We start from the raw sequence: 12,287 nt of genomic DNA on the forward strand, positions 1-12,287 counted from the left end.
AGACCACCGATAAGGTCAGCCCTTGAAAGAGCCGCCCCGCGCGTGCCCCTTCCAACGATTCCATAAAGACAGGAGACAAAGACCATGGCCCATTCGAATCCCTCTTCCTCGCGCCGCAGCCTGCTGCGCGGCCTGTGCGCACTGCCTGCCGCATCCGTCGCGGGCGCCTGGCCCGGACTGGCCAGCGCCGCCGCGCCGGAGTACAGCTTCAAGTTCGGCAACAACCTGCCCGTGTCGCACCCGCTCAACGTGCGCGCCAACGAGGCGGCGGCGCGCATCCTGGCCGAGAGCAAGGGGCGGCTGGAGCTCAAGGTCTTTCCCAACAACCAGCTTGGTGGCGACACCGACATGCTCTCGCAGGTGCGCAGCGGCGGCCTGGAAATCTTCAACGCCGGCACCATGGTGATCGCCACGCTCGCGCCCATCAGCGCCATCACGGCCGTGGGCTTTGCCTTCGCCGACTACGACCAGGTCTGGAAGACGGTCGACGGCAAGCTCGGCGACAGCATCCGTGCGGCCTTCGCCAAGGTGGGCCTGTACACCTTCCCGCGCATGTGGGACAACGGCTTCCGCCAGGTGACCACCAGCACCAAGGCCGTCAACAGCGCGGCCGACCTGGGCGGCATGAAGATCCGCGTGCCGGTGAGCCCCATGGGCATCTCGATGTTCAAGGCCCTGTCGGCATCGCCGGCCAGCCTGCAGTTCAGCGAGGTCTACTCGGCCCTGCAGACCAAGGTGGTCGATGCGCAGGAGAACCCGCTGGCCATCGTGCAGACCGCCAAGCTCTACGAGGTGCAGAAGTTCTGCTCGGTCACCAACCACAGCTGGGACGGCTACCACATGGTCGTCAACGGGCGCGCCTGGCGCGGCCTGCCCGACGACCTCAAGCTCATCCTCGGCCGGGCCTTCGACGAGGCAGGCCTGCAGCAGCGCGCCGACCTGAAGAAGCTCAACGAGACGCTGCGCGGTGACCTCACGGCCAAGGGCATGGCCTTCAACGACGCCAGCCCGCAGAGCTTTCGCGAGCAGCTGCGCAAGGCCGGCTACTACTCCGAGTGGAAGGGCAAGTTCGGCGACGAAGCCTGGGCGCTGCTCGAAGCCTCCGTCGGCAAGGTGTCCTGATGCTGGCCGCTGCCGTGCCCGCGCCCGTCCCCACGGGCTGGCGCACCACGCTCGACCCGCTGGATCGCGGCATCGGCGTGGTGGTGGAGTCCGCCGCAGCGTTGCTGGTGCTGGTGGAGATCTGCCTGCTGTTCTGCGGCGTGGTGTCGCGCTATGTGTTCCATGCGCCGCTGGTCTGGTCGGACGAACTGGCTTCCATCCTGTTCCTGTGGCTGTCCATGCTGGGCGCGGTGGTGGCGCTGCGCCGCGGCGAGCACATGCGCATGACCGCCTTCGTGGGCAAGGTGCCGCCGGCGGCGCGCGCCTACCTGGAGGCGCTGGCCATGGCGGCATCGTTCGCCTTCCTGCTGCTCATCCTGCACCACGCCTATGAGTACGCGGCCGAAGAGGCCGTGATCGTCACGCCGGCGCTGGAGATCAGCAACGCCTGGCGCGCCTCGGCGCTGCCGGCCGGCATGGCCCTGATGCTGCTGGTGTGCACCCTGCGCATGCTGCGCGAGGGCGGCCTGGCGGTGATGCTGGCGGCCGTGGCCACGGTGGGGGCGCTGGTGCTGGCCTTCTGGCTCGCGCAGCCGGTGTTCCCGCCGCTCGGCAAGCTCAACCTGGTGATCTTCTTCGTCGTGGTGGTGGCCACCTGCGTTTTCGCGGGCGTGCCCATCGCTTTCTCGTTCGCGCTGGCCACCTTCGGCTACCTGGCGCTCACCACGCGCGCGCCCATGCTGGTGCTGGTGGGGCGGCTCGACGAGGGCATGTCGCACCTCATGCTGCTGGCCGTGCCGCTGTTCATCTTCCTCGGTGCGCTGATCGAGATGACCGGCATGGCGCGCGCCATGATCCAGTTCCTGGCCAGCCTGCTGGGCCATGTGCGCGGCGGGTTGTCGTACGTGCTGATCGGGGCCATGTACCTGGTCTCGGGCATCTCGGGCTCCAAAATCGCCGACATGGCGGCCATTGCGCCCGTGCTCTTTCCCGAGATGCAAAAGCGCGGCGCCAAGCCCGGCGACCTGGTGGCCCTGCTGTCGGCCACGGGGGCGCAGACCGAGACCATCCCTCCCTCCATCGTGCTGATCACCATTGGCTCGGTCACGGGCGTGTCCATCGCGGCGCTGTTCACAGGGGGCATGCTGCCGGCCGTGGTGGTGGGCGCCTGCCTGTGCGCCGTGGTCTGGTGGCGTTACCGGCGCGAAGACCTGTCGCAGGTGCAGCGCTTCGGGCGTGCGCAGATCGTGCGCTTCCTGGTCACCGCATTGCCGGCCATCGCCCTGCCCTTCGTGATCCGCGCGGCCGTGGTCGAGGGCGTGGCCACGGCGACCGAGGTCTCCACGATCGGCATCGTCTACGCTGTGCTGGTGGGCCTGTTCATCCACCGCCAGTTCGACTGGCGCCGGCTGCGGCCCATGCTCATCGAGACTGCCTCGCTCACGGGCGCCATCATCTTCATCGTGGGTTGCGCCACGGCCATGGCCTGGGGGCTCACGCAGTCGGGCTTCTCGCACGACCTGGCCGAGGTGATGAAGCAGCTGCCCGGCGGCGCCTGGGGCTTCATGGCCGTGTCGATCATTGCCTTCGTGGTACTGGGCAGCGTGCTCGAAGGCATCCCGGCCATCGTGCTGTTCGGTCCGCTGCTGTTCCCGATTGCCAAGGCCGTGGGCATCCACGAGGTGCACTACGCCATGGTCGTGATCTTCGCCATGGGCATCGGCCTGTTCGCGCCGCCCTTCGGTGTGGGCTACTACGGCGCCTGTGCGATCAGCAAGGTGCACCCCAACGAAGGCCTGTCCCACATCGGCGGCTACGTCATGGCGCTGTTCGTGGGTCTGGTCATCGTGGCCGCGATCCCGTGGTTCTCCACGGGGTTCCTGACCAAATAACGCAATCCATCCAACCCCCTGGTCCGGCCGCCCTGCATGCCGGGCCCTCCTTCCCTTTCTGAAAGCAGCAAACCATGAGCCGATTCTTTGGTGAAATCCGCCAGGTGGCCTACCTCGTGCCCGACATCGAGGCTGCCATGGACTACTGGGCCAATGTGCTGGGCGTCGGGCCCTGGTACTACAACCCGCGCGTGCCGATTCAAAACTACACCTACCGTGGCGAGCGCCACGAGCCGCACAACTCGGTGGCCCTGGCCAATGCCGGCGGCGTGCAGATCGAGCTCTTGCAGACGCGCAACGACGTGCCTTCGATGTACCGTGACTTCCAGCAGGCCGGCCATGTGGGCGGCCAGCACGTGGCCTACTGGACGGAGGACTTCGACGCCGACCTCGCACGTGCCGAGGCCGCGGGCTTCAAGGTCTGCATGAGCGGCGAGGTGGGTGTGAACGGCCGCTTCGTGTACTTCGAGGACGGCAAGCACCCGGGCCTGCACCCGGGCGCGCTGATCGAGCTGTCCGAAGTGGCCGGGCCCAAGGGCCGGCTGTTCACGCTGATCCGCGAGGCAGCCAAGGACTGGGACGGCGAGGACCCGGTGCGCCCCTTCCCCGATCTCAACACCCTCTGATCCCATGGACGCCGAGCATTTCGAAGCCCGCTACCTGATCGAGACGCCGCTGGACCCGGCCCATGTGGCCGAGGTGCTTGCGGGTGAACAGTCCTGTGGCACCTTCACCCGCGTGGAGGGTGAGACCGATGCGCTGCGCGAGCGTGCGCGCGCCACCGTGCAATCCATCGAGGAACTCGAATCCGTGGCCGCGCCCAGCCTGCCCAATGGCTGGCTGGAGCGCCGCGCCGCGGCCGGCAGGCCGCTGGCCGGGCCGTTCCGCCGGGCGCGGCTCACGGTGCGTTTTCCGGTGGCCAATGTGGGCGCCAATCTGCCCACGCTCGCGGCCACGGTGTCGGGCAACCTGTTCGACCTGGGCGAGGTCACGGGCCTGCGGCTCGAATCGCTGCACCTGCCGGCGGAGTACCGCCGGCGCTTCGACATGCCGCGCCAGGGCATCGCGGGCACGCGTGCGCTCACGGGGGTGCAGGGGCGCCCGCTCATCGGCACCATCGTCAAGCCCAATGTGGGCCTGTCGGCCGAGGAGACCGGCGCGCTGGCCGCGCGGCTGTGCGCGGCGGGCGTGGACTTCATCAAGGACGACGAGGTCTGTGCCGACCCCGCGCACGCCCCGCTGCGCGAGCGCGTCCGGGCCGTGATGCGCGCCGTGCGCGCGCACCAGGACCGCACGGGCAAGCATGTCATGGTGGCCTTCAACATCACGGACGAGACCGACGCCATGCGCCGCCATGCCGACCTGGTGCAGGCCGAAGGCGGCAGCTGCGTGATGGCCAGCCTCAACTGGTGCGGCTACTCAGCCGTGCAGACCCTGCGCCGCCACACACCGCTGGCGCTGCATGGCCACCGCAACGGCTATGGCGCGCTGTCGCGGCATCCGCTGCTGGGCTTTTCGTTCCAGGCCTGGCAGACCCTGTGGCGCCTGGCCGGGGTGGACCACATGCACGTGCACGGCCTGCAAGGCAAGTTCTCCCAGACCGACGACGAGGTGGTCGAATCGGCCCATGACACGCTGGCCCCGCTGGCACCGGGGCTGGATGACGCCGTGCTGCCCGCCATCTCCAACGGCCAGTGGGCCGGCACCGTGCCGCTGACCTGGGAGCGCCTGCGCAGCACCGACCTCCTGTTCATGTCGGGCGGCGGCATCCTGGCCCACCCCGATGGCCCTGCCGCGGGCGTGGCAAGCATCCAGCAGGCCTGGGAGGCCGTGGCGGCGGGCACGCCGCTCGATCACTTTGCGCAGAATGCGCCCGAACTGCAGCGCGCGCTCGGCTTCTTCGGCTCCAAGGGCTGAGCACACCATGATGGCTGCATCCACTGCCCGCCTGGGCTGGTATGGCGACGATTTCACCGGGGCCACCGACACCCTGGCCACGGCCGCCCAGGCGGGGCTGCGGGCCCTGCTGTTCATGGGCGTGCCCACGGCCGCGCAACTGCAGCGCGCGGGGCCGCTGGACGCCATCGGCATCGCGGGCGCCGCACGCGCAATGGATCCTGAGGCCATGCGCGCCGAACTGGAACCCGTGGGCCGCTTCTTCGCGCAGATGCGCGTGCCGGTGCTGCACTACAAGGTGTGCTCCACTTTCGACAGCGCACCACACGTGGGCAGCATCGGCGTGGCGGTGCACACCCTGCGCCAGCATGTGGAAAACCGCTTCGTTCCCATCGTCGGTGGGCAGCCCAGCCTGGGGCGCTACTGCGTGTTCGGCCACCTGTTCGCGCGTGCCGGGAGCGATCCGGCGGTGCACCGCATCGACCGGCACCCCACCATGAGCCGCCACCCGGTCACGCCCATGCAGGAGAGCGACCTGCGGCTGCACCTGGCCCAGCAAGGCCTGCAGCCGGTGCCCGGCATCGACTACCCGCTGTATGCCCAGCCGCTGGCCCGGCAGGAGGCGGTGCTTGATGCCACCCTGGCCGGGCGCCCTGCCGCGGTGCTGATGGACGCCAGCCGGCCCGAGGACCTGCAGGCCGTGGGCCAGCTGGTGTGGCGCCGTGCCCAGCAGGCCAGGCTGCTGGCGGTGGGGCCGAGCAGCGTGGTGCAGGCGCTGGCGACGCAGTGGCCCCATGCGGCTGCGGCGACGGCAGCGCCGTTGGCGGCCGCACCAGGGCCTGTTTTCGTGCTGGCGGGCAGCCTGTCGCCGGTGACGGCGCAGCAGGTGCGCGCTGCGGTGTCCTACGAGCAGGTGTCCGTCGATGTGGCAGCCCTGGTGCACGGTGGCGAGCACGCAGCCAGGGCCCTGGCGGAGCACCTGGGAGCCCTGCTGCAGGCCGGCCGCAGCGTGCTGGCGGTGACGGCGGGCAGCGCCGCGCACGGTGCCACGGCCCACCAGGTGGCCCAGGCCGGCGGCCGGTTGCTGGCGCAGGTGCTGGCGCAGGTGCCGTTGCGCCGCATCGGCATCGCCGGGGGCGATACCTCCAGCCTGGCGGTGCAGGCGCTTGCGGCCTGGGGCCTGTCGTACCGGGCCTCGCTCGCGCCCGGTGTGGCGCTGTGCCAGCTGCACAGCGAGCACCCGGCGCTCGATGGCCTGGAGATCATGCTCAAGGGTGGGCAGATGGGATCGGACGATCTTTTCGAGCGGCTGCTGCACGGTGACGGCGCCTGAGCCCGCGGGCGAGATGAAAAAGACCTGCAGCCCTTGCGGGCCGCCGGCTTGGCGTTGTCGCCTTGTAAGTACGCAAAATCATGGGCATTGGGCTGCCTGCGCGAAAGTCGAGAGGTACCCCAGGCGCTGCACCGTCGGTGTGGTATGAGGCTGGTAGAGATAGACGCTGGGCTGGTCGGCGGTCTGCACGGCTGCATCGGCCCCGAGGCAGAGCGCGCCGTTGGCATAGCAGCGCAGGTAGAACGGCGAGGCGGTGATGGTCGTTGTAGGACTCGTCAGGATGGAGCGGAAGGAGTTTTCTGCCCAGTCCAGCACGCAGTCCGTCGGCTGGGCCAGGCCGGTGCCCATCACTGTGCGGGTAACGGCGGCTGCGCCGCGAACTGGGAACACTAGGCGTGCCAGGCGGGAACCCGGCTGCTTGGGTGAAAAGATCACCAGGGTGGAGCACCCCTGGCCCGGTTGTAGTATGGCGTTGCTGCAACCATCTGAGCCGCCCGGAATCGTAAAGTCGGCAGGTGCAATGGTCGGGCACCCCAGCGCCGCACAGGTAACCAGGGCACCGTCCACGCCGGCCGTACCCAGCTGCACCGCTGTGCTCGCGCGGTTGAAGACCGAGAAATACTGCGTCGCAAACGTGGAGTTGAGCGCCGCCTTGCCGAAGGTGTGGTCCTGTGGGGGATCGGAGATCAACACGTCCTGGGCTTGTGCCGACACGGATGCCAGCGACAGAAGGGCCATTGCGGCCAGCGACTTGCGGGAGATCAGGGGTGGGATCATGGCAATTCCTTGAGAAGAATTCGGGAAAAATGGCAAGCGTGCCTTGGCCATATGGCGGCGTCAAGTCGTTTGCCGCGCGCCAGCGCCGTAGATTGCGCCAGCAGATGCATTGTGGAGCGCCGCTTTGGCCGTCGATAGAGGGAATGGGACCTCGCCAGCGCGCACTGCGGGTCCGGCCCCGGGGTTTGCATCGCGGACAGAATCACCGGCATTGGGTCGCTTGCTCAGCTCCGAAAGATCTCCAAGGCGGTGCAGCGGGGGGCCTGTGGCTGGTTTACACGTCCTTCAGGTTGAGGTCGTCCGATGCCATATCAGCCCCCAGGCACAACGTGCCGTTAGCGTAGCAGCGCAGGTGGCACAGCAAGACCGTGAACGTGCCGATGGGTGTGGTCAATACCAGCGAAAGGTCTTTCGGTCCATTCGAGAATGCAGTTGATGCTGGGTGCGACGCCCGTGCCGAGCGACGATGCGAGTCCTAGTACATCTGCACAAAGGTTATGACGCTTTGTCTGGAGTAGGAACTGGATAGGCCTTGGCCAACGTTTGCCTGGCTTTGTCGGTACAGAACATCCAGGTGATACGCGCACCGCTGGCATTTCGCAGTTGCTCCCAAGCTTGAACCTCGGCCACCAGGCGATCCCGGGATTCAATGCGGCGATCCAGGCACTGGCGTCGCAGCACGCCGATTTCAATCTCGACCATGTTGAGCCAACTGGGGTGCTTTGGGGTGTAGTGCCATTCGATGCGCTGCAGGATGCGACGAGCCTCTGCTGGCGGCATGCATCGGTACAGTGCCGCGGGCGTGTGGGTCGATAGATTGTCCAGCACGAGCCGGATGCGCTGCGCTTGCGGATAGTGAATGTCCACCAGATCACGCATGCACTGGGCGAAGTCATGTGCCGTTCGACGCTCGGTCACCTTCACCGTGCGCCAACTGCGATGGGCATCCAGGAAGACGAACAGGTTGGCGGTTCCGTTGCGCTTGTATTCATAGTCGTAGCGCAATGGCTGCCCCGGCTCGGCCGGGATCGGTTGGCGCACTTCGCCAATGAGCTGGGTGGGGCTTTCATCGAAGCACACGACGGGCTGCAGTGGGTCTGGTGCTTGGGTGTACAGATCAAGCACATCTTCCATGCGGGCTACGTATTCGGCATCGACTTTGGGGATGCACCACATGTCCTTGCGCCAAGGCTTGAGGTCATTCTCGGCCAGGCGCCGACGCACCGTCTCTCGCGATAGCGTCTCATGTTCGGTCAACTGTACGAACGCATCTGCCAGCAACTCAAGTGTCCAGCGGGCTCGTCCGGGGGGCGGATCGGAGCAGGCGGTGGCGATCAGCAAAGCCTCCTGCTTGCCGCTGAGCTTGCGCTGCGCTCCAGGCCGATCCTGTTCGGCAAGCGCCACCTCCAAGCCCTGTTCTACGAAGCGGCGCTTGGTGCGGTATACGGTGGACTCACTCACCGCCAAGGTGGCGGCAATGCGTGCGTTGTCCTGCTCGGCATGGGCTGCAAGCAGGATCTGGGCGCGCTTGATCTTGCGGGCCGCATGCTTGCCTGCGCTCAGCATCGCGGCAAGCATCTCTTGCTCGGATGCAGCAAGTTCGACTCGATAGCGTAAATTCATTCGGATGGCTCGTTTCAGGGGCCTCCTTTGATCGCCGGAGTCGAGAATGGATCAAACATCGCCCGCGCTGCCCGCGCAAGGCCTGGCCTGCCCGGATTTCACGGACATCCAAGGTCAGTATCTGGCATTCATCTGGGCATATGGCCTGATCAATGGCCGCCCTCCAGCTGAGCGGGACATGCAGCAGTTTTTTGCTGTCACCGCACCGTCCGTCCATCAGATGGTGCTCACCCTGGAGCGCCATGGATTGATCCGGCGTCAACCGGGCACTGCCCGCAGTATCGAGTTGCTCCTGGACTACAACTGCCTGCCCGTCCTACGGCCTCGCCATACCGGCAAAACCTCTGTGCAGCAACACTAGTCGCCGAACCATCGCGCAAAGGGAAGATCAATTGCGAGAGCCGTGCACCCGGTTCCTTGGGCGAAAAGACCACCAAAGTCGAGCAACCCTGCTGAGCGGGAGTAGCGCATTGCTGCAGTCGTCCGAGCCTGCTGCTATGGCGAAGTCCGATGCCGAGATCACGGGGCAGTCCAAGCCGGCACAGGTCATTTCCGCGGCGCGGCTTGAGACCATGGTGCCCAGTTGCACGGCGCAGGCGCCGGAGTTGAACACGGAGAATACTGGATGGCCGAGGTGGGGAAAAGCGGGGCTTTTGCCGAAGCGGTGCTCCCCCGGCGGGTCGGTGATCTCCAGTGGGCATGGGCTGACAGGTCGGCCAGCGAGAGCATAGCTAAGGCGACCAGGGATTGGAGAAGGGCGGCTTGGTCGCGTGGCGGTTCCTTGGGCGTGAGTCAGTCACGACAAGGTTGCCCTCTAGGAGGTCGTCAAGGAAGCAATGGGCGGCAAAGTGCCACATGTCACGCCAACAGCAGTTTTCTCCACGGTGGCATTGCGTTCTTCTGCATGGGGCAAAGAAAAAGGCCGGCCACCCTTGCGGGCAGCCGGCCTTGGTGTCGGCCGGGGCCTGGCGGCTTACTTGGCCACCACGCGCACCATTTCCAGGCACTTGTTCGAGTAGCCCCATTCGTTGTCGTACCAGCTGACGATCTTCACGAAGGTGCCATCGAGGGCGATGCCGGCGTCGGCGTCGAAGATCGAGGTGCGGGTATCGCCACGGAAGTCGGTGGCCACCACCTTGTCTTCGGTGTAGCCCAGCACGCCTTTGAGCGCGCCTTCGGACTGGGCCTTCATCTCGGCCTTGATCTCTTCGTACGTGGCGGCGTTTTCCAGCTCCACGGTCAGGTCAACCACCGAGACGTCGCTGGTGGGCACGCGGAAGGACATGCCGGTGAGCTTCTTGTTGAGCGCAGGGATCACCACGCCCACGGCCTTGGCAGCGCCCGTGCTCGAAGGGATGATGTTTTCCAGGATGCCGCGGCCGCCGCGCCAGTCCTTGTTGGACGGGCCGTCCACCGTCTTTTGCGTGGCAGTGGCTGCGTGCACCGTGGTCATCAGGCCGCGCTTGATGCCCCACTTGTCGTTGAGCACCTTGGCCACGGGGGCCAGGCAGTTGGTGGTGCACGAGGCGTTGGAGACGATGGCCTCGCCCTTGTAGCTCGTGTGGTTCACGCCGTACACGAACATGGGGGTGTCGTCCTTGGAAGGAGCCGACAGAATGACCTTCTTGGCGCCGGCGTCCAGGTGCTTCTGGGCCGTGACCTTGTCCAGGAACAGGCCCGTGGATTCGATCACCACGTCCGCGCCGACCTCGTTCCACTTGAGGTTGGCGGGGTCGCGCTCTTGCGTCAGGCGGATCTTCTTGCCGTTGACGATCAGGGTATTGCCGTCCACCGACACGTCGCCCTTGAAGCGGCCGTGCACCGAGTCGTACTGCAGCATGTACGCCAGGTACTCGGGCTCCAGCAGGTCATTGATCGCAACGACCTCGATGTCGCTGAAATTCTGGATGGCGGAGCGCAGCACGTTGCGGCCGATGCGGCCGAAGCCGTTGATGCCAATCTTGATCGTCATTTCCAAGGTTCTCCAAACGTTAAGGAATCAGGGTGGACATTGCGCCGCCTGTGCGAATGTCGAGAGGTATCCCAGGCGCTGCACCGAGGGGGTGGGCTGCGTCTGGTAGAAGTAGACACTGGGCTGGTCGAAGGTGGGCACGGCCGTGTCGGCCCCCAGGCACATCGTGCCGTTGGCATAGCAGCGCAGGTGGAAGGGCGAGACGGTGGCGGTGCCGGTGGGCGTGGTCAGCAGCTGCGGGAAGCTCTTCTCGGCCCAGTCGAGCACGCAGTCCAGCGGTGTCGATGTGCCTGTGCCGTGCAGCGGGTAGGTCGCCAGCGCCGCGCCGTTGCGCGACTGGACGATGAGCTGGGAGATGCGCGACCCCGGGGCGGTGGGGGTGAAGGCCACCAGGGTCGAGCAGCCCTGGCCAGGTTGCAGCACGGCGTTCGAACAGCCGTCCGAGCCGGCCGGGATCAGGAAGTCCCCCTGCGCGACGACCGGGCAGCCGATGCCGGCACAGGTCGCCAGGGCCGCGCCGCTGGAGATCAACGTGCCCAGCTGCAGCGGCGCACTGCTGCGGTTGAACACCGAGAAGTACTGCGTCGCAAACGTGGCCTGGAGCGGAACCTTGCCGTAGTTGTGGCCGGCCGGTGGATCGGTGATCTCCACCTGGGCATGGGCCGAGAGGCAGGCCAGCGACAGCACGGCCATGGCGGCCAGGGACTTGCGGGGAAACAGGGTCGGGATCATGGCAGCTCCTTGAAAAAAGGGGACGTCAATGAAAACGACTAGCGTGCCGGCCACATGTAACGGCGTCAAGCATGCAAAGAGGCTGCAACGTGCTGTAAGTCACGCGAAACCTCTGCATATTTGCACAATGTTACGTCCCTGCCCCGCCGCGCCCGGTCAGCGGCCGCCCTTGAGCACGGCCTGCACGGTGGCAGCCACGTTCTCTTCGGTGAAGCCGAAGTGCTTGAACAGCACCGGCGCCGGGGCCGACTCACCATAGGTGTCGAGGCCGACGACTGCGGCACAGCCGTACTTCCACCAGCCGTCGGTGACACCCATTTCCACCGCCACGCGGGGGATGCCGGCGGGCAGCACGGACTTCTTGTACTTGGCGTCTTCGCGGTCGAAGGTGGTGTTGCTGGGCATGGAGACCACGCGCACGGCGATCTTGCGGTCGGCCAGCAGGCGCTGCGCCTTCAGGGCCAATTGCACTTCGGAGCCGGTGGCGATGATCACGGCCACGGCCTTCTTCTTGAGGCCCACGTCGGCGGGCTCGCTCAGCACATAGGCGCCGCGGCTGATGTCGCCCAGGTCGCGCTTGGGCGCGTAGGGCAGGTTCTGGCGCGAGAGCAGCAGCGCCGTGGGCTTGTCCTTGTTGGACAGGGCCACGCTCCAGGCCACGGCGGTTTCGGCTGTGTCACCGGGACGCCACACGTCCAGGTTGGGGATCAGGCGCAGGCTGGCGGCGTGCTCCACCGACTGGTGGGTGGGGCCGTCTTCACCGAGGCCGATGGAGTCGTGCGTGAACACATGGATCACGCGCTGCTTCATCAGCGCGGCCATGCGGATGGCGTTGCGGCTGTAGTCGCTGAAGGTCAGGAAGGTGCCGCCGTAGGGGATGAAGCCGCCGTGCAGCGCAATGCCGTTCATGATCGCGGCCATGCCGAACTCGCGCACGCCGTAGTTGATGTGGCGGCCGCCG

Annotated in this window: 11 protein-coding genes; 6 read left to right on the forward strand and 5 right to left on the reverse strand. The window is 66.6% G+C overall.

Annotation, left to right across the window (positions count from 1 at the left end; genetic code table 11):
- The first annotated feature begins 84 nt into the window (after positions 1–84).
- The 5 genes from PMI14_RS03960 (at position 85) to PMI14_RS03980 (ending at position 6,222) form a co-directional block, all read left to right on the forward strand.
- Entirely contained in the window at positions 85–1,122 is a 1,038-nt protein-coding gene (locus tag PMI14_RS03960; RefSeq protein ID WP_007849968.1) for a TRAP transporter substrate-binding protein, read from the forward strand.
- Positions 1,122–2,993 (forward strand): TRAP transporter large permease subunit, encoded by a 1,872-nt coding sequence (locus PMI14_RS03965; RefSeq protein ID WP_007849972.1) that lies wholly within the window; start codon positions 1,122–1,124, stop codon positions 2,991–2,993. The genes PMI14_RS03960 and PMI14_RS03965 overlap by 1 nt, the downstream gene beginning before the upstream one ends.
- A 74-nt stretch (positions 2,994–3,067) precedes the next feature.
- On the forward strand, positions 3,068–3,619 hold the full coding sequence (locus PMI14_RS03970) for a VOC family protein (RefSeq protein ID WP_007849975.1): 552 nt from the start codon (positions 3,068–3,070) through the stop codon (positions 3,617–3,619).
- 4 nt (positions 3,620–3,623) lie between these two features.
- Entirely contained in the window at positions 3,624–4,910 is a 1,287-nt protein-coding gene (locus PMI14_RS03975) for a ribulose-bisphosphate carboxylase large subunit family protein (RefSeq protein ID WP_007849977.1), read from the forward strand.
- Between the two features lie 7 nt (positions 4,911–4,917).
- Positions 4,918–6,222, forward strand: a complete 1,305-nt coding sequence (locus tag PMI14_RS03980; RefSeq protein ID WP_007849980.1) for a four-carbon acid sugar kinase family protein — start codon at positions 4,918–4,920, stop codon at positions 6,220–6,222.
- 78 nt (positions 6,223–6,300) lie between these two features.
- On the opposite strand, the gene PMI14_RS03985 is transcribed toward PMI14_RS03980, so the two are convergent.
- Positions 6,301–6,999: a hypothetical protein gene (locus PMI14_RS03985; RefSeq protein WP_007849983.1), complete on the reverse strand. Its 699-nt coding sequence runs from the start codon at positions 6,997–6,999 to the stop codon at positions 6,301–6,303.
- A gap of 495 nt (positions 7,000–7,494) precedes the next feature.
- Positions 7,495–8,622 carry an IS630 family transposase gene (locus PMI14_RS03990; RefSeq protein ID WP_035202247.1) on the reverse strand — a complete coding sequence of 376 codons (1,128 nt, stop codon included), beginning with the start codon at positions 8,620–8,622 and terminating at the stop codon, positions 7,495–7,497.
- A gap of 46 nt (positions 8,623–8,668) precedes the next feature.
- Here PMI14_RS03990 and PMI14_RS03995 point away from each other — a divergent pair, with 46 nt between their 5' ends.
- Complete coding sequence (locus tag PMI14_RS03995; RefSeq protein ID WP_007849987.1) at positions 8,669–8,983, forward strand: LexA family transcriptional regulator; 315 nt, start codon at positions 8,669–8,671, stop codon at positions 8,981–8,983.
- 612 nt (positions 8,984–9,595) lie between these two features.
- Here the strand turns inward: PMI14_RS03995 and gap are convergent.
- The 3 genes from gap to PMI14_RS04010 form a co-directional block, all read right to left on the reverse strand.
- Entirely contained in the window at positions 9,596–10,594 is a 999-nt protein-coding gene (gene gap / locus PMI14_RS04000) for a type I glyceraldehyde-3-phosphate dehydrogenase (RefSeq protein WP_007849989.1), read from the reverse strand.
- Positions 10,595–10,621: 27 nt separating this feature from the next.
- Positions 10,622–11,326, reverse strand: coding sequence for a hypothetical protein (locus PMI14_RS04005; RefSeq protein WP_007849990.1), 705 nt, complete (start codon positions 11,324–11,326; stop codon positions 10,622–10,624).
- A gap of 156 nt (positions 11,327–11,482) precedes the next feature.
- A partial coding sequence (locus tag PMI14_RS04010; protein WP_007849992.1) for a transketolase C-terminal domain-containing protein occupies positions 11,483–12,287 on the reverse strand: 805 nt, incomplete at its 5' end.

Origin of the sequence: Acidovorax sp. CF316, from assembly GCF_000276605.1 — a bacterium.
Taxonomy (GTDB): Bacteria; Pseudomonadota; Gammaproteobacteria; order Burkholderiales; family Burkholderiaceae_C; genus Acidovorax.